The organism is Actinomycetospora sp. ABD4_176 (assembly GCF_056311855.1).
The window spans coordinates 2,488,668-2,505,731 of sequence record NZ_CM149974.1; the positions used below are offsets into that span (position 1 = coordinate 2,488,668).

16 protein-coding genes and 1 pseudogene are annotated in these 17,064 nt (G+C 77.6%); 9 read left to right on the forward strand and 8 right to left on the reverse strand.

From position 1 onward, the window contains the following. The first annotated feature begins 123 nt into the window (after window positions 1-123). The 4 genes from ACYX4T_RS12035 (at window position 124) to ACYX4T_RS12050 (ending at window position 3,956) form a co-directional block, all read left to right on the forward strand. A complete protein-coding gene (locus tag ACYX4T_RS12035) occupies window positions 124-885 on the forward strand; it encodes a site-2 protease family protein (RefSeq protein ID WP_476014738.1) in 762 nt (253 codons plus the stop codon). A gap of 77 nt (window positions 886-962) precedes the next feature. Continuing rightward, window positions 963-1,928, forward strand: coding sequence for a 2-phospho-L-lactate transferase (gene cofD / locus ACYX4T_RS12040; RefSeq protein ID WP_476014739.1), 966 nt, complete (start codon window positions 963-965; stop codon window positions 1,926-1,928). A gap of 1 nt (window position 1,929) precedes the next feature. After that, the gene (locus ACYX4T_RS12045; RefSeq protein WP_476015257.1) at window positions 1,930-3,345 is read left to right on the forward strand and encodes a coenzyme F420-0:L-glutamate ligase; all 1,416 of its coding nucleotides are present in this window, start codon (window positions 1,930-1,932) and stop codon (window positions 3,343-3,345) included. Window positions 3,346-3,428: 83 nt separating this feature from the next. Beyond that, window positions 3,429-3,956, forward strand: a complete 528-nt coding sequence (locus ACYX4T_RS12050; protein ID WP_476015258.1) for an NUDIX hydrolase — start codon at window positions 3,429-3,431, stop codon at window positions 3,954-3,956. Between the two features lie 11 nt (window positions 3,957-3,967). Here the strand turns inward: ACYX4T_RS12050 and ACYX4T_RS12055 are convergent, their stop codons facing one another. Together ACYX4T_RS12055 and manB are read right to left on the reverse strand one after the other, a co-directional pair. Further along, complete coding sequence (locus ACYX4T_RS12055; protein WP_476014740.1) at window positions 3,968-4,909, reverse strand: DNA-3-methyladenine glycosylase family protein; 942 nt, start codon at window positions 4,907-4,909, stop codon at window positions 3,968-3,970. Then, a complete protein-coding gene (manB, locus tag ACYX4T_RS12060; RefSeq protein ID WP_476014741.1) occupies window positions 4,902-6,020 on the reverse strand; it encodes a mannose-1-phosphate guanylyltransferase in 1,119 nt (372 codons plus the stop codon). The genes ACYX4T_RS12055 and manB overlap by 8 nt, the downstream gene beginning before the upstream one ends. Window positions 6,021-6,148: 128 nt before the next feature. On the opposite strand from manB, the gene ACYX4T_RS12065 reads away from it, so the two are divergent. Next, window positions 6,149-6,625 (forward strand): hypothetical protein, encoded by a 477-nt coding sequence (locus ACYX4T_RS12065; RefSeq protein ID WP_476014742.1) that lies wholly within the window; start codon window positions 6,149-6,151, stop codon window positions 6,623-6,625. Between the two features lie 24 nt (window positions 6,626-6,649). Here the strand turns inward: ACYX4T_RS12065 and ACYX4T_RS12070 are convergent, their stop codons facing one another. Together ACYX4T_RS12070 and ACYX4T_RS12075 are read right to left on the reverse strand one after the other, a co-directional pair. Then, complete coding sequence (locus tag ACYX4T_RS12070) at window positions 6,650-7,558, reverse strand: alpha/beta fold hydrolase (RefSeq protein ID WP_476014743.1); 909 nt, start codon at window positions 7,556-7,558, stop codon at window positions 6,650-6,652. Between the two features lie 78 nt (window positions 7,559-7,636). After that, a complete protein-coding gene (locus tag ACYX4T_RS12075; protein ID WP_476014744.1) occupies window positions 7,637-8,854 on the reverse strand; it encodes an oxygenase MpaB family protein in 1,218 nt (405 codons plus the stop codon). A gap of 108 nt (window positions 8,855-8,962) precedes the next feature. Between ACYX4T_RS12075 and ACYX4T_RS12080 the strand changes: the two are divergent. Beyond that, a pseudogene (locus ACYX4T_RS12080) lies at window positions 8,963-9,448 on the forward strand (TetR/AcrR family transcriptional regulator); the annotation flags it as partial. Here ACYX4T_RS12080 and ACYX4T_RS12085 read toward each other — a convergent pair. From ACYX4T_RS12085 to rfbD, 4 genes are all read right to left on the reverse strand, one after another. Next, the gene (locus ACYX4T_RS12085; RefSeq protein WP_476014745.1) at window positions 9,433-10,410 is read right to left on the reverse strand and encodes a glycosyltransferase family 2 protein; all 978 of its coding nucleotides are present in this window, start codon (window positions 10,408-10,410) and stop codon (window positions 9,433-9,435) included. The pseudogene ACYX4T_RS12080 and the gene ACYX4T_RS12085 sit on opposite strands and share 16 nt — an antisense overlap. Window positions 10,411-10,420: 10 nt before the next feature. Beyond that, a complete protein-coding gene (locus ACYX4T_RS12090) occupies window positions 10,421-11,341 on the reverse strand; it encodes a tetratricopeptide repeat protein (protein WP_476014746.1) in 921 nt (306 codons plus the stop codon). 79 nt (window positions 11,342-11,420) lie between these two features. Then, a complete protein-coding gene (locus ACYX4T_RS12095; protein ID WP_476014747.1) occupies window positions 11,421-11,660 on the reverse strand; it encodes a hypothetical protein in 240 nt (79 codons plus the stop codon). 70 nt (window positions 11,661-11,730) lie between these two features. Continuing rightward, on the reverse strand, window positions 11,731-12,648 hold the full coding sequence (gene rfbD / locus ACYX4T_RS12100) for a dTDP-4-dehydrorhamnose reductase (protein ID WP_476015259.1): 918 nt from the start codon (window positions 12,646-12,648) through the stop codon (window positions 11,731-11,733). Between the two features lie 383 nt (window positions 12,649-13,031). On the opposite strand from rfbD, the gene ACYX4T_RS12105 reads away from it, so the two are divergent. The 3 genes from ACYX4T_RS12105 to ACYX4T_RS12115 are packed head-to-tail and all read left to right on the forward strand — an operon-like array spanning window position 13,032 to window position 17,022. Next, the gene (locus ACYX4T_RS12105) at window positions 13,032-15,104 is read left to right on the forward strand and encodes an LCP family protein (RefSeq protein WP_476014748.1); all 2,073 of its coding nucleotides are present in this window, start codon (window positions 13,032-13,034) and stop codon (window positions 15,102-15,104) included. Window positions 15,105-15,130: 26 nt separating this feature from the next. Continuing rightward, entirely contained in the window at window positions 15,131-15,844 is a 714-nt protein-coding gene (locus ACYX4T_RS12110) for a TIGR03089 family protein (protein WP_476014749.1), read from the forward strand. Next, window positions 15,841-17,022: an SGNH/GDSL hydrolase family protein gene (locus ACYX4T_RS12115; protein ID WP_476014750.1), complete on the forward strand. Its 1,182-nt coding sequence runs from the start codon at window positions 15,841-15,843 to the stop codon at window positions 17,020-17,022. The genes ACYX4T_RS12110 and ACYX4T_RS12115 overlap by 4 nt, the downstream gene beginning before the upstream one ends. Window positions 17,023-17,064 lie beyond the last annotated feature (42 nt).

A 17,064-nucleotide genomic window follows, 5' to 3' on the forward strand; every position in this document is an offset into this window, starting at 1 on the left:
ATCCGGGTCAAGCCGGGGGCCTCGTCCGGCCGCATGTCGCGACGACCGGTCGTCACGTGCGGTGAGCGTCATGCTCTGTCCGTAGCAACGGACGCTCGAAACCCATCGGGGACACTGGGCCGTGTGGCCCCACGCTCGCGCCTGCGCTCCCCGGTCAGCCCCATCTTCCTCGTCCTCGTGGCCCTCACGGCCGCGGGGGGTGCGCTGACCCTCGTGCCGGCGGAGGGCGCCGTGATCGGGGGCACGGTGCTGCTGGTGCTCGCCGGCTGGGCGGTCTCGCTGTGCCTGCACGAGTTCTCCCACGCCCTGACCGCCGACCGCTGCGGCGACCACTCGGTGCGCGCGATGGGCTACCTGAGCCTCGACATCCGCCGCTACGCCAACATCGGGCTCACCCTCGTCCTGCCGCTGCTGTTCCTGCTGCTCGGCGGCATCCCGCTGCCCGGCGGGGCGGTGTGGATCCAGCGCTCCGCCCTGCGCTCGCGGCCCGCGATCAGCGCGGTGTCGTTGGCCGGGCCGCTGGCGAACCTCGTGCTCGCCCTCGTCATCGCGATCGCCGTGGTGCTCACGGCGCCGCCGCTGCCGCTCGCCGCCGCCCTGATGTTCCTGGGCCTGATCCAGGTCCTGACGTTCCTGCTCAACCTGCTGCCGGTGCCGGGGCTCGACGGCTGGGGCGTCATCGACCCCTACCTGCCATACCGCACGCGCGCCGCCGCGGCCCGCATCGCGCCCTACGCCCCGATCGGCTTCATCCTGATCATCTTCTTCGTCCCGTTCGCCTCGGCGCTGCTGTTCACCGTGGCCGACGCCGTCTTCGGCCTCGTCGGCGGCGACTCGACGCTCGCCGCGCTCGGCGGCGCCCAGTTCACGGAGCTGCTGCGCTGACGGTGCACCGACCCGCCGCACCGTGCGCGCGCCCCGCAGGAGGACCATCGGGGGTGGTCGGACGAGAGGAGCACCCGGTGCAGGTCACCGTTCTGGTCGGGGGCGTCGGGGGCGCCCGCTTCCTGCAGGGCGTCAAGGCCGCCGCCGGTCCCGGCGACACGATCCGCGCCGTCGTCAACATCGGCGACGACATCTGGATGCACGGGCTGCGCGTCTGCCCCGACCTCGACACGTGCATGTACACCCTCGGCGCGGGCATCGACACCGAGAAGGGCTGGGGCCGCGCCAAGGAGACGTGGTCGGTGCGCGAGGAGCTCGAGGCGTACGGCGCCGACCCGACGTGGTTCGGGCTGGGCGACCGGGACGTCGCGACGCACCTCGTGCGGACCCGGATGCTGCGCGCCGGCTACCCGCTCTCGCAGGTCACGAGGGCGCTGTGCCACCGCTGGGCGCCCGGGGTGGACCTGATCCCCGCCAGCGACGACCGCATCGAGACCCACGTGGTCGTGGACGACCCCGGCAGCGCCGACGACCCGCCCTCCCGCCGGGCGATCCACTTCCAGGAGTGGTGGGTGCGCCACCGCGCGGCGCTGACCCCGCACTCGTTCGCCTCGATCGGGCGCGACGAGGCCAGCGCCTGCCCGGACGCGCTCGCCGCGGTCGCCGGCGCCGACGTGGTGCTCGTGGCGCCGTCGAACCCGGTGGTCAGCGTGAACACGATCGTCGACGTGCCCGCGATGCGCCCGGCGCTTACCGCGGCGCGCGGGAAGGTCGTCGGGGTGTCGCCCATCGTCGGCGGACACGCGGTGCGCGGGATGGCGGAGGCGTGCCTCGCGGCGGTCGACGTGCCGGTGACCGCCGAGGGCGTCGGGCGCTGGTACGGGTCGCGGGCCACCGGCGGGCTGCTCGACGGCTGGCTCGTCGCGCCCGGGGACGGCGCCGACGTGCCCGGCGTCGAGGTCCGCGAGGTGCCACTGATGATGACCGACCCGGACACCACCGCCGCGATGGTGCGGGCGGCGTACGAGCTCGCCGGTGTCTGAGGTGTCGCCCGGCGGACCGAGGGTCACCTCCGGTGCGTCGGACGCAGCCGGGGCGTCCCTCGCTCCCCCGCCGGGCGACCACGCCGCGGGCGGGCTGGCGCTCTGGGGCGTCGGCGGGCTCCCCGAGTTCCGGCCCGGCGACGACCTGGCCGCTGCGCTCGCCACGGCGCTGGACGGCACCCTCGCCGACGGCGACGTGCTCGTCGTGACCTCGAAGGTGCTCTCCAAGGTCGAGGGCCGCCTGGTCCCGGTGCCGTCCGACCCCGACGCGCGCGACGCGGCCCGCCGCGCGCTGATCGACCGCGAGACCGTGCGCCTGCTCGCGACGAAGGGCCGCACCAAGATCGTCGCGAACCCGCTCGGCATCGTGCAGGCCGCGGCCGGGATCGACGCCTCCAACGTCGCCGGCGACGAGGTCGCGCTGCTGCCCACCGACCCCGACGCCTCGGCCGCCGCCCTGCGCGCGGCGCTGCGCGAGCGGCTCGGGGTCGACGTCGCGGTGCTCGTCACCGACACCATGGGCCGCACCTGGCGCACCGGCCAGACCGACGCCGCGATCGGCGCGGCGGGCCTCGAGGTGCTGCACGCCTACGGCGGGGCGGTCGACGCGCAGGGCAACGAGCTGGTCGTCACCGAGGTGGCGGTGGCCGACGAGGTCGCGGCGGCCGCGGACCTCGTCAAGGGCAAGCTCGGCGGGGTGCCCGTCGCGGTGGTGCGGGGGCTGCCCGCGGCGCTGCGCTCGGAGACCGCGCGGGGCGCGGACCTCGTGCGCCCGGTCTCCGAGGACCTGTTCTGGCTGGGCACGGACGAGGCCCTGGCGCGGGGACGGCGCGAGGCGGTCCCGGCCCGGCGGTCGGTGCGCGCCTTCGCGCCCGACCCCGTCGACCCCGCGGCCCTGCGCCGGGCGGGCGCCGCGGCGCTCACCGCGCCCGCACCGCACCACACCCGCCCGGTGCGGTTCGTGCACCTCGCCTCGCCCGACGTCCGCGCCCGGCTGCTCGACGCCATGGCCGAAGCCTGGCGCGCCGACCTGCGCGGGGACGGTCTTCCCGACGCCGCGATCGCCCGTCGGGTGGCGCGCGGCGACATCCTGCGCACCGCCCCGGAGGTCGTGCTGCCGTTCCTCGTGCTCGAGGGCGCCCACGCCTACCCCGACGCCCGGCGCGCCGCCGCCGAGCACACGATGTTCACCGTCGCCGGCGGCGCGGCGGTCCAGGGGCTGCTCGTGGCGCTGGCCGCCGAGGGGCTCGGCTCGTGCTGGGTGTCCTCGACGATCTTCGCGCCGGACGTCGTCCGCGCCGAGCTGGACCTGCCCGCCGACTGGGAGCCCCTCGGCGCCGTGGCCGTCGGGCACCCGGCCGCACCGCCGGCCCCGCGCGGCGAGCTCGTCGTCGACGACCGGTGGGTGGAGCGGTGAGCGACCCCGAGCTCGACCCGGCGGTCGACCCGGCCTCCGAGCCCGCCGGCGACCGCACCCTCGCCGCGGGCACCCGCGCCGCGGTGTCGACGGCCGCGGTGCACGCCGACGCCCGCGCGGTGCTCGACCGCTGGCGCCCGGCGCTGCGCGACGTCGACTCGGTGCGCCAGGCGCTGCTGTCCTACCTCGACGCCCGCCCCGACGCCTGCTCGCGCTCCTGCGCGCCCGGGCACCTGACGGCGTCGACGCTCGTGCTCGACGCCGCCGGCGAGCACGCGCTGCTGACCCTGCACCCGCGCATCGGGGCGTGGATCCAGCTCGGCGGGCACATCGAGCCCGACGACACCACCCTCGCCGGCGCCGCGCTGCGCGAGGCGACCGAGGAGTCCGGCATCCCGGGCCTCGTGCTCGACCCCGAGCCGGTGCACGCCGAGGTCCACGCGCTGACCTGCTCGCTCGGCGTGCCCACCCGCCACCTCGACGTCCGCTTCGTCGCCCACGCCCCGCCCGGCGCGGTGGAGTCGATCAGCGAGGAGTCGCTGGACCTGCGCTGGTGGCGGCTCGCCGAGCTGCCCGACGACGTCGCGTTCGGGCGCGCGCTCTCGTCCTGATCCTCGAGGGGTCAGTACGTCCGGTAGTCCTTGGGCGAGAAGCGGGGCCCGAAGCGAGGGCGCCGGAACCCCGAGGCCTCGATGTACCGCACGGCGCGCTGACGCTGGGGCGCGTAGCAGGCCAGCACCTCGAGCATCCCGGCGTCGTCGAGCTTGCGGCCCACCAGCGCCCAGCCGACGGTCGAGGGGATGTGGAAGTCGCCGACGCTGACGGCGTCGGGGTCGCCCCAGGAGCGCTGGGCCACCTCGGCGGCGGTCCACACCCCGATCCCCGGCACCTTGCGCAGCAGGGCGCGCCCGGCCTCGCCGCGCAGCTCGGCGGCGGACTCCAGGCGGTGCGCGACGGTGGCGCAGGCCAGGATCGCGCGGCGGCGGGCCTGGTCGACGCCGGCGCGGTGCCACTCCCAGTCGGGGATCTCGCGGGTGCGCCGCGGGGTCGGCGGCAGCTTCATGGGCCGCGGGGTCGGGCCCGGCGCGTCCTCGCCGAACCGCCAGCACAGCTCGCGGAACGACCGGCGCGCCTCGGTGCCCGTCACCTTCTGCTCGAGGATCGCGGGCAGCAGCTGGTCCCACACCGTGCGCGTGGCCCCGAGACGCAGGCCGGGCATGCGCCGGCGGGTCTCGGCGACCAGCGGGTGGTGGCCGACGAAGCCGGCGTCGTCGTCCTCGGCGCCCAGCAGCGCCGGCACCCCGTCGACGACCCACGCCGCGCCCGGTCCCCACGCCCGCGCCCGAACCTCCCCGTCGCGCCGCGACAGCGCGAGCGTCGCCGGGCCCTCGGGCGTCGGGCTCGCGCGCCAGAGCTCGCCGCCGTGGGAGCCCTCGACGTCGGTGTGGAACGTCGGGTCGCCCTTGCCGCGGCGCAGCGGGGCGATCAGCGCACGCAGGTCGAGCACGAAGTCGGGCCGCCACACCCGCTCGGCGGCGGGGGCCCGCAGGAGCGCCTCAGGCACCACCCGAGAATCGCAGACCGCCGTCGGGGACGACGAGACCGGGCCAGATCCGCACGCCGGCGAGCAGCTCGCACGACGCCCCGATCGACGCGCCGTCGCCGACGACCGCGTCGCTGACCACGGTCTCGTCGCCGATCGTCGCGCCCGGGCCGATCACCGAGCGCTCGACGACCGCGCCGTCGCCGATCCGCGCCCCGTCCATCACCACCGACCCGGAGATCCGGCTGCCCTCGCCGACATGGACGTCGGCGCCGAGCGTCGTGCCGTCGGTCAGCGACGCCGAGGACGCCACCTTCGCCCCGGGCAGCATCAGTGCCGTGCCGACCGGCCCCGGCAGCGCCGCGGTGGGCGCGGCGCCCTGCACGAGGTCGGCGCTGCCGCGCACGAACGAGGCGGGGGTGCCGAGGTCGAGCCAGTACGACGACTCGACGTGGCCCTGCAGCCGCGCGCCGCCCGCGAGCAGGCCCGGGAACGTCTCGCGCTCCACGGACACGGGGCGGCCGGTGGGGATCGCGTCGACCACCTCGCGGCGGAAGACGTAGCAGCCGGCGTTGACCTGGTCGGTCGGCGGCGTGAGCGTCTTCTCCAGGAACGCGGTGACCCGCCCCGTCGCGTCGGTGGGCACGCAGCCGAACGCGGTGGGGTCGGGGACCCGCACGAGGTGCAGGGTCGCGTCCGCGCCCGCCGCGCGGTGCTCGCCGATCACGGCGCGCACGTCGACCCCGGAGAGGATGTCGCCGTTGAACACGACGACCTCGTCGAACCCGGGCGCGAGCGCGTCCGCCGCGTAGCGGATGCCGCCGCCGGTGCCGAGCGGCTCGGGCTCGGGGCGGCAGGTGAGGTCCAGGCCCAGCGCCGCGCCGTCGCCCAGGAACCCCTCGAACACCTCCGCGCGGTACGCGGTGCCGAGCACGACGGTGCGGATGCCGGCCGCCGCGATCCGCGAGAGCAGGTGCGTCAGGAACGGCACCCCGGCCGTCGGCAGCATCGGTTTCGGCGTGCTCAGCGTGAGCGGCCGCAACCGGCTGCCCTGCCCGCCGACGAGCACCACCGCGGCGGTGCGCGCGGGGTCGATGATCGTCCCGTCGAGCCCCGCGTCCCCTGTCTGCATCACCCGAAGACCCCCCTCGTCGATGACGAATCGTGACCGCGGGCGATAGTGTGGACCCTCCCGGGGCCGTGTCGGCCGACGACCCGGCCGAGACCCGCCCGTCGGGGGAACGAGCAGGAGGGTCGCAGGTGGCCTCGAATGCGTGGGAGCGCGCCCAGGACGCCATCGCGCACGCCTCCCAGCGAGCCACGGAGCGTGACGAGGACGTCATCACGCCCGACTCCGCGGTCTCGCCGTTCGACGCCTCGAGCACCACGATCCTGCCGCACGGGCTGACCTCGCGGGGCCGGGGCCACGACCCAGACCTCACCCAGCGGCTGCGCCACGACCGGCTCCGGCCGGACGGACAGGTCGACGGGCAGCCCGGTCAGGGCCGGACCCGCAACGGCCACCACCGACACCCGGACGACCAGGACGGCGACGAGGCCGGCGACCCGACCACCGTGCGCTTCGAGACGCGCCCGTCGGCGGCCCACCCGGGCACCTCGCCGTTCCCCGCCAACCCCTTCCCCGGCGGGCCCGGTCCCGCGCCCGGGCCGGAGGACGACCGGGCGCCCGCCGAGGAGCCCCCGCGCTCGTGGTGGCGGCGGCTCTTCGGTCGCTGACGGCACCCCGGCGCGCCGACCGGCTCAGACCCCCACCCGGGCGAGGAACGCCGCCAGCCGCGCGTTGACGGCCTCGGCGTGGGAGCTCGGCAGCGCGTGGCCGGCGTCGGGCCACACCTCGACCTCGACGTCCGGGATCAGCGCGCGGGCCCGCCGCGCGGCCCGGCCGGCGTGCAGGACCGTGCTGCGCCCGCCGAGCAGGGCCAAGACCGGCATCGCCAGCGACCGCAGCGCCGCGTCCCCGGGGTAGCCGGGCGGGCCGAGGCGCATCCGGTAGGTGCTCGCGCCGAGCTCGAGGACCGCGGTGAGCGGGTCGTCGGCGGGCTCGGCGGGCTCGGCGGGCTCGGTGGGCTCGGCGGGCTCGGTGGGCGCTGCCCCGCCCCCGGCGACGCGCAGGAGCAGGCGCTCGCCGCCGACGGGCGCGGCCAGCGACGCGAGGAGGAACCCGACGCGCAGGCGCGCGAGGGTGTGGGCCGGGTCGAGGAGGGTCAGCGAGCGGACCAGGCCGGGGTGGCGGACCGCGAGCTCCAGGGCCCAGCGCCCGCCCAGCGACGCCCCGACGACGTGGAGCGGGGCGCCGAGCGCGGCGGCGACCTCGGCGAGCCAGGCGGCCTGGTCGGCGTCACCGGTGATCGGGGCGGTCTGGACGCTCGCGCCGGGCTCGCCGAGCGGGTCGAGCGCCCACACCGTGTGCCGGGCCGCGAGGGCGGGCAGGTTCGGCGCCCACATCGCCGTCGTGCCCCGCCGGCCCGGGAGCAGGAGGACCGGGGTCCCGCCCCGGCGCGAGAAGCGGTGCACGCGCACCGTGCCGAAGGCCGTGTCGACGGTGTGCGGGGCGTGCGGCGGCAGCGCCCCCATCGCGGCCTGCCACGCCGCGGCGAACCGCGCGCGGGCCCGCCCGTCGACGAAGCCCCCGACCGCCGCGGTGCCCATGGGCCGAGCACACCGCGCCGGGCGCGCCCCGCACCACGGACTTTCGTCCACTCCCGGGCGACGATGTGACCCCGCTCGCTACCCCGGCAGCTCCGCCACCCCGGGCCGGGCGCCGGCGAAGCGGCGGTCGAGCTCGCGGCGCGTCCAGGCGTCGCCGGCCCGCTCGAGCGCCCGGCGGCCGCGCCGGGTGCGGGCCACGAGCCCCGAGAGCACGAGGTTGCGCAGGACGGTCGGCGGCACGGTCCAGGGCAGGGACCGGAGCGGGCCGTCGGGGAGTCCCAGGTCCCGCAGCGCCTCGCGTCCGAGGAACCAGCGCAGCAGGCCGAGCACGTGGCGCCGGCGCAGTGCGCCGCGCCAGGGGCTCGACGCCGTCGCCCGCTGGCCGTCGACGAGCGCGCGGGCGAGCGCCGGACCGGCCGGGGTGACGTCGTCCTGGACGAGCAGGACGTGGTGCAGGAAGTGGTTCTGCTCGCGTTCGGTGGTGAACAGCCAGTCCTCGTCGACGCCCATGAGCCAGCCCGTGTAGCGCCACAGGTGCATGACGGCGTGCGACTCGGCGGGCGTCACCACCCACCCCAGCGCGCGGGCGCCGAGCAGGCCGGTGCTGCTGAAGAGCCCGAGCGTCGCGGCCTGGTCGGACTGGTTGACCGGCAGGCCCCAGTGCCCGACGTCCCAGCGCCCGTCGGTCTCGAAGCGCCGGCCGACCAGGGCGTGCATGGCGCGCACGTGCACCGTGAGCCGCCAGCCCTCGCCGTCGCGGCGCAGCCCGCCCGGCGCGATCACCGCGCGCGCCCACGCCGTCGTCTCCCCGAGGCGGCGCATCGCCGTGGAGCCGGTGAGCCCGCCCGTGGCGACGAGCAGGTCGGCGGGCCCGCCGAAGCGGTAGCCGCCGATGAGCGAGAGCGTGAGCAGGACGTCGTCGAGCGTGCGCCCCATCCGCCGCAGCGCGCGGCCGCCGCGCTCGACGAGGGCGGGGTCCACCCAGTCCGGGGTGTCCTCGACGACCGCGAGGAAGCGCGCCAGCGCCGGGGTCTCCGGCTCCGCGCCGGCGAGGGCACGGTGGAACGCGGCCATCGTGACGCGGTCCTCGTCGCCGCGCGGGCGGCTCATCGCCGCGGCGAGATCCGCCCCGACCTCGTCGCGGGCGAACATGCGCCGCCCGATGCGGTCGAGCAGCTCCTCGTCGGTCGACCGCACCCGGGCGACCAGGCCCAGCGGGCGCGCGATGCGCCGCGAGCGCTCGGGTGCGGCGCGGTAGCGACCGGGATAGGGGTCGAGCTGCTCGCGTGCCACCATGCGCACCATGCTGAGACGAGTTCCTGCTCGCGTTCAAGTCGCGTCCGCCCGACGACCGTGACCGCTCCGCGCCGTCGCCGCGAGCCCCGCCAGGAGCGCTCGCGGGCGATGGTCGAGCGGATCGTGGCCGCCGGGCGGAGCGTGCTGCTCGAGCGCGGCACCGACGGCCTGACCACCAACCACGTCGCCGCCGCGGCCGGCATCAGCCCGGGCTCGCTCTACCAGTACTTCCCCGACAAGGAGGCCGTCCTCGACGAGGTCGTGCGCCGCTACGCCGACGACCTCGAGGAGCGGGTGACGCGCGCGTTCGTCGACACCGCCGCCGAGCGCGACGCGACGGTGGCGGTGCGGCGGGTGGTGCTCGCGCTCGTCGACGCGCTCGCCGAGCACCCGGCGCTGCTGCGCGCGGTCGCCGAGCGCCTGCCCCGGGCCGGTGACGACCGGCGCGCCGCCTTCGCCCGCCGCGTCGACGCCCTGCTCACGAGCACCCTGCTCGCGCGCCACGGCGGGGAGCTGCGGCACCCGGCGGGCACCGTCGCCTGGCTGCTCGTGCGGACCGTCGAGAGCCTCGCGGTCGGCTACGTGCTCGAGGAGCCGCCGATCGCGCGGGAGGCGTTCGCCGAGGAGGTCACCGCGCTCGTGCTGGGGTACCTGGGCCGGGCCCTGGGTCCCGAGAACGCCGAACGCGCCCCGGTCCGGGCCCGCAGGCGCAGCCCGACCCGCAGCCCGAGGCGCAGCGGCGCCCAGCGACGGCCGCGGTAGCGGTCGGCAAGGAAGCGGTAGGCGCTGCGGTGGTGCTCGGCGAGCATGCGGGTCGAGGTCGGCGCGTCGCGCTCGGTGGCGTGCCCGCCGGTGTGGGTGACCTCCGCGTCCGGCACGTAGACGTTGAGCCAGCCGGCGCGCCCGAGGCGGTCGCCGAGGTCGACGTCCTCGAAGTACATGAAGTAGCGCGGGTCGAAGCCGTCCACCGAGTCCCACGCCTCGCGGCGCAGCAGCACGCAGGAGCCGGAGAGCCAGCCCGCGGTGCGCTCGGCGACGGCGCCGTCCTGCCGGTAGGCGCGCGTCCACGGGTTCGCGGGCCACACGGCCGCGAACAGCGCGTGCCCGACGCCGCGGCCGAGGCTGGGCTGCCGGCGCGCCGAGGGGTAGACCTCGCCGCCCGTGCGGATCAGCGGGCCCAGCGCCCCGGCGCGCGGCCACCGCTCGCCCGCGTCGAGCAGCGCGTCGAGGCTGCCCGGGCCGAACGCGATGTCCGGGTTGGCGACGAGCACCCAGCCCACCTCGGCCGGCAGCCCCGCCACCGCGCGGTTCGCCGCGGCGCCGTAGCCCACGTTCTCGCCGATCCGCAGCAGCTCGACGCGGTCGTCGGCGGCGGCCGCGGCCTCCGGGACGCCGTCGACCGAGCCGTTGTCGGCCAGCACCACGCGGTGGGGCCGGGACGTGGCCTTCTCCAGCGAGGTCAGGAACTCGGCGAGCGACTCACCCGGCGAGTAGGTCACGGCGACGACGGCGAGGGCGGGGCCGTAGGCGGGCACGGGGTCGGGCACGGCCGGCATTGTGGCCGACTCAGTCGTCCCACTCGTCGACCAGCCCGCGGTACTCCGCCTCGAGGAGGGCCTCGGCGTCGGGGTCGCCGCGCCACGACGCCTCCTCGAGGAACGGCTGCGCCTCCTCGCGGCGGCCGAGGTCGTGCAGGAAGCGGCCCAGGTGGAACGCCGCGCCCGGCTCGCCGACCTCGTGGGCCCGGCGCAGCTGCTCCTCGGCGCCGGCGAGGTCGTCGCGGCGGTCGCGCAGGAACCAGCCGTAGTAGACGTGCGCGCACGGCGCCCCGAGCTCGGCGGCGCGGCGGTAGAGCTCCTCGGCCTCCGGTACCCGCCCCTCGGCGAGCCGGCAGTCGGCGAGCGCGACGAGGGTCGCCGGTCGGCCCTCGTCGTGGAGGTCCTCGGCGAGCTCGGCCGCGGTCAGCGGGTCGTCGAGCTCCTCGAGGTGCAGCGCCACGAGGTTGAGCCCCGCGAGCTCGTCGCCCAGGCGCACCGCGCGGTCGAGCACGTAGAGCGCCTCCTGGGTGCGCCCGCGCTCGCGCAGGAAGACGCCGTAGTCGTTGGTGGCCGCGGGGTCGCCGGCGTCCAGGCCGACGAGGAAGGCGGCCTCGGCGCGCTCGTGGTCGCCGACCGCGGCGAGGGTCTCGCCCAGGAGGCCCGCGAGGTCGGTGCGCCCGCGGCCCATGACGACCGGTGTCAGGATCTCGACGGCGTCGCGGCGGTTGCCGCGAGCGAGGTGGGCGTTCGCGAGCAGCCCGTGCGCCGACGGCTCCCCGCTGGCCAGGGCCCGGCGCAGCACGGCGACGAGCTCCTCGTGGTGCACGGCCGGGTCGGGGTGCGGGTCGGCGAGGAGCGCCCGCGCCTCGGCGCAGAGGGGCTCGGCGTCGTCGTGCGCGTCGGCGTCCACCGACGGCCCGCTCGCCCCCGGCGCGGCCTGCTCCGTCACCGGATCAGTGTGCGCTGCGCGCAGGTGAGCAGAAAGGAGTGCCAGGGCACTTCTTTCTGCTCACGTGCGCGGGGCGCACCTACAGCCGCGGACCGCGCGTGGCGTCGTCCGGGGAGGGCAGCGTCAGCGGCCAGTAGCGCCAGGCGTCGGGCGAGGCGTTCGCCGCCGGCTCGCGCCGCGCGTGGCGCCGTCGCTCGGCCTGCCACCGCTCGTCGCGGGCCACCCGCGCTCGCAACCGGTGTCGCTCGCGCCCGGCGTCGATCACCAACCACACGGCGACCAGCCCGAGCAGCGCGAGGAGGACCGTCTCCACAGCCATGACCGCTCAACGCGCGAGACCGCCCCGAGGACACGCAAATCACATCGATGTGATGACGGGGCTAGCCCGTTCAGCCCAGCAGGAGCTCCGGGTGGTGCCTGACCGCCCTGCCCAGGGCCTCCCGCCACGGTGGTAGGGGCTCGAGGCCCGCGGCGCGCCACGACGCGTCGGAGAGCACCGACCACGCCGGGCGCGGGGCCGGACGGGGGAAGGACGCGGTGTCGCAGGGGCGCACGCGGGCGGGGTCGGCGCCCAGCTCCTCGAACACCGCGCGCGCGAGCCCGCACCACGTCGTCGCCCCGCCGCCCGCGACGTGCCGTGTCCCCGCGGGTGCCGACGAGCGCGCGAGCGCGACCAGGCCCGCGGCGAGGTCCGCCGACCACGTGGGCGAGCCGTGCTGGTCGTCGACGACGTCGACGGTGTCGCGCTCACGGGCGAGCCGGGCCATCGTGCGCACGAAGTTCGTCCCGGTGGCGCCGTAGACCCACGCGGTCCGCACGACGTGGTGGGCGTCGGGCAGCGCGGCGCGCACGGCCTGCTCCCCCGCCAGCTTGCTGCGCGCGTACACGCCGGCGGGTGCGGTGGGGTCGTCGGGCTCGAGGGGGCGGCGCGCGCCGTCGGGCAGCGGGCCGAGGACGTAGTCGGTGGAGACGTGGACCATCGTCGCGCCGACCTCCGCGCACGCCGCCGCGAGCAGGCCGGGCGCCTCGGCGTTGGCCGCCCACGCCGCCGCGCGGGCCTCGGGCTCGGTCTCCGCGCGGTCGACCGCGGTGTAGGCGGCGGCGTTGACGAGCACCGGCCGCCCCGCCCCGGCCGTCCCGCCGGCCCACCCGTGCACCGCGGCGCGGACGGCGGGGGCGTCGGTGACGTCGAGCTCGGCGCGGGTCACGGCGAGCACGGCGTCGTCCGGCGGGGCTCCCTCGTCGCCGGGCGCGGTGAGCCGGGCGACGAGGTCCGTCCCCAGCGCGCCCCCCGCCCCGGTCACCATCCACCGCACCGGACCCCGCCCCCCGTCGATCACGCGCGGCAGTCTCCCAGCCCGCCGGGTGACGCCCGTGCGTGCCCGGTCACCGCCGTCGCACGGCCCCGGCGCCTCGACCCCCAGCTCGAGCCACGGGAACCGGCCCGCACTCACCGCGCGTCGCCGCGACGCGCCGACGAGCCGTCCAACGGGTGAGAGACACCGAACGGGACGGACGCCGTCTAGCCTCTGGACAGGCCCCTCGTCGACGGCGCGAGCCCCGACCGGGCCCGGCACCGGGGGGAGCCCACCAGCGCCTCGCCGGGGGCGCCGCGGGCCCGCGGCGACGACGGACCATGATCGACCGACGGCCCTCGCCCGGGGCCCGGACGGCGGAGGGAGGCGGGGCGATGGACCGTGACGACCCCGGCCCGACCCGCCGTGACCCGGCCCGCCGCTTCGGGCCGTCCGCGGCCCGCCGCAGCCCCGGCCGCGCCGGTGGACCGCCCGCCGGCGACCCCGGCGATCCCGGCGACCGGGACGACGGGTGGGGCCCCGCCCCCGACGACAGCGCCACGCAGCCCGACCGCCGGCCCTCCGCCCGCAGCAACGGCAGCAGTGGCGGCAACGGCAGTGCCAGCAACGGCAGTGCCGGCAACGGTGCTGCCCGCCGGAACGGCAACGGTGACGGCGCCGGGGCACGCCTGCGCCGCCGCGACCTCGCCGAGCTCTCCGCCGTCCCCGCCGGGTCGCGCACGAGCAGCCGCGTCGCGGGCCCCGACGACCTCCCCGGGCCGCCCGGGCGCCCACGACGCCCGGGGCCCCGCGACCGCGACCCCCGCGACCGCGATCCCCGCGACCGCGATCCCCGCGACCGCGACCCCCGCGACCGCGACCCCCGCGACCTCGACCGCCGCCCCTCCCGGGACCGGCCCGATCGCGACCGGGGCCGTCCCGGCCCGCCCCCGCCGCGTCCCCCCGGCCGGCCGCGGCCGGTGCGCGAGCTCCCCGAGGGGGACGGGCGCCGGCCGATCGGCCGCTGGATCCGCACGGGCCTCGTCGTGCTCTCGGTGCTGGTCTTCGCGCTGTCGGGCTCGGCGTGGGCGGCGCTGTCGGGCAGCGTCGGCGGCACGAGCGCCCTGGGCAACGGCCCGGTCGGCGACGCCGCCGACGGCGCGACCGACATCCTGCTCGTCGGCGTCGACAGCCGCACCGACGCCCAGGGCCGGCCGCTGCCCGAGGAGGCGCTGCGCGAGCTGGGCGCCGGCGCCGCGGACGGCGTCGTCAACACCGACACGATGATCCTGGTGCGGGTGCCCAACGACGGCAGCCGTGCGGTCGCGTTCTCGATCCCCCGCGACAGCTACGTCTCGATCCCCGGCGCCTTCCGCCGCGACAAGATCAACTCGGCGTACCCCGGCGCGAAGGCCGACGAGGCCAACCGGTTGGTGGCGTCCGGCGTCACCGACCCGCGCGAGGTCGACGTCCGCTCGTCCGAGGCCGGCCGCCAGGAGCTGGTGCGCTCCGTCGCCGACCTCACCGGGCTGACCGTCGACCACTACGCCGAGGTCAACCTCATGGGCTTCTACACGCTGACCAACGCCATCGGCGGCGTCGACGTGTGCCTCCGCAACCCCGTGGACGACGAGCTCTCCGGCGCCCGCTTCCCCGCGGGCCCGCGCACGATCGCCGGGCGCGACGCGCTGGCCTTCGTCCGCCAGCGCCACGGCCTGCCCAACGGCGACCTCGACCGCATCCGCCGCCAGCAGGCGTTCCTCGCCTCGATGTCGCGCAAGGTGCTCTCCACCGGCACGCTCGCCGACCCGCTCACCCTCGGCCGCCTGCTCGAGGCCGTCCAGCAGTCGGTGGTGCTCGACGGCGGGTGGGACCTGCTGCGCTTCGGCCAGCAGATGCAGGACGTCAGCGCCGGCGCGGTCGCGTTCCTGACCATCCCCACCAACGGCACGCGGAACGTCGAGGGGCGCGGCGAGGTCCTCGACGTCGACCCGAGGACCGTGCAGCGCTTCGTCGCGGACGCCATCGGGCCCGAGGACTCCGCCGACGCCAACGACGACGGCCCCGCGCCCGCGACCATCCCCGTCGACGTCCGCAACGCCTCCGACGCCGAGGGGGCCGCCGCGAGGGTCGTCGCCGTGCTCTCCGCGCAGGGCTACGCCCGGACGGTCGCCGGCAACGCCGAGGCCCCGGCCCCGCGCTCCGAGGTGCTGTTCGGCCCGGCGGGCGACGGGGCGGGCGCGCGCGTCGCCCGCAGCCTCGACGACCTGCCGACCCGCTTCGACCCGACGGTCCCGCCGAACACCGTGCGCGTGCTGCTCGGCGCCGACTACGACGGGCCCGGCGCCGCACCCAGCCCGCCTCCGGCCTCCGGCGCCTCGGGCGGGCTGACCGGCGGCGGCGAGGTCGCCCCCGCCCCGCCGCCCCAGCCGGCGATCACCGCCGACGGCGTCCCCTGCATCGACTGAGCGACGGGCGATAGCGTCCGGGCCCGATGACCGTCACCGACGCCCTGCTCGCCCCGTGGCTCGCGGGCGACCCGGCCCGCCCGCTGATCACCTTCTACGACGACGCCACCGGCGAGCGCATCGAGCTCTCCGGCGCCACGTTCGGCAACTGGGTCGCGAAGACCGCGAACCTCCTGCGCGACGAGTGCGACGTCGAGCCCGGCACCCCGGTCGCGGTGCTGCTGCCCGCGCACTGGCAGACCGCGGCGGCGCTGTGCGCGGTGTGGGCCTGCGGCGCCGAGGCGGTCGCCGAGCCCGCGGGCGCCGAGGTCGCCCTGACCGACGCCGAGCACCTCGGGGCCGCGGGCGCCGCCGGGCTCGTCGTCGGCTTCTCCCTCGACGCGTTCGGCCAGGGGCTGGGGGACGCGCTGCCCCGGGGCGCGGTCGACTACGCCACCGAGGTCCGCGTGCACGGCGACCACTTCGACCCGCTCACCCCGGTCGGCGAGGACGCCCCGGCGCTCGAGGGCGCCGACGTCGCGACCGTCGTCGCCACCGCCCGGGAGCGCGCGGCCGAGCTCGGGCTCGGCGCGGGCGACCGGGTGCTCTCCACCGCCTCGTGGCCGCTCGCGACCGCCGGCGGCCTCGTCGACGGCTTCCTCGCCGTGCTCGCCGCCGGGGCCTCGCTGGTGCAGGTGCGGCACCCCGCCGGCGACCAGGAGCGGCGCGCCGGCACGGAGAAGGTCACCCGCGTCCTGTGAGCACCCCGGACATCACCACCGAGATCACCGCCGACCTCCTGCGCGGCGCCGTCGAGCTCGAGCGCACCGAGCACGGGGTCCTCCCCCACCGCCTGCCCGCCCGGGCGCGCGCGCAGGCGCATTCAATGGAGCACGCCGATAGGGGCCAGGTCGCCATGGCCGAGGCCCAGCCGTCCGGGGTGCGGGTCGCCGTGCACACGCGGGCGACGGTCGTCGAGCTGGACACGCTGCGCACGCGCGTCGGCTACGTCGGCACGCCACTGCGCCCGGACGGCGTCTACGACCTGCGCGTCGACGGCGAGCTCGTCGCCCGGGGCGGCACCTCGGGCGGCAAGGTGCTGCGGCTCGATCCCGCCACGGGCGCCGCGACGACCGAGCCCGGCCCGGTCGGCACCGTGCGCTTCGACGGCCTCGCCGACCGCGACAAGTTCGTCGAGGTCTGGCTCCCGCACACCGAGATCACCGAGCTCGTCGCCCTGCGCTCCGACGCCCCGCTGACCGCGGCACCGACCGGCGACCGGCGGGTCTGGCTGCACCACGGCAGCTCGATCAGCCACGGCTCCAACGCCGCGAGCCCGTCGACGACCTGGCCCGCCCTGGCCGCGGCGGAGGCCGGCGTCGAGCTGGTCAACCTGGGCTTCGGCGGCAGCGCGCTGCTGGACCCGTTCACCGCGCGCGCCATCCGCGACACCCCGGCCGACGTCATCAGCCTCAAGATCGGCATCAACCTCGTCAACGCCGACCTCCTGCGCCGCCGCGCGCTCGGGCCCGCGGTGCACGGGTTCCTCGACACGATCCGGGAGGGACGCCCGACGACGCCGCTGCTGGTCGTCTCGTCGATCCTCTGCCCGATCCACGAGGAGACCCCGGGCCCCGGCGCCATGGACGTCGCCGACGAGGGCACGCTGTTCTTCCGCGCCACCGGCGACCCCGCCGACGTCGCGTCCGGGCGGCTGACGCTGCAGGTGATCCGCGAGGAGCTCGCGCGCGTCGTCGCGCAGCGGGCCCCCGACGACCCGCACCTGCACCACCTCGACGGCCGGGAGCTCTACGGCGAGGCCGACGCCGCCGAGCTGCCCCTGCCCGACCGGCTCCACCCCGACCCCGCGACCCACCGGCTCATCGCCGGGCGCTTCGCCGCCCACGCCTTCGGCCCCGGCGGCCCGCTCGCCGGCTGAGCTGAGCCGTCCGGCCCTCGGCACGCCCCCGGACGCCGACCC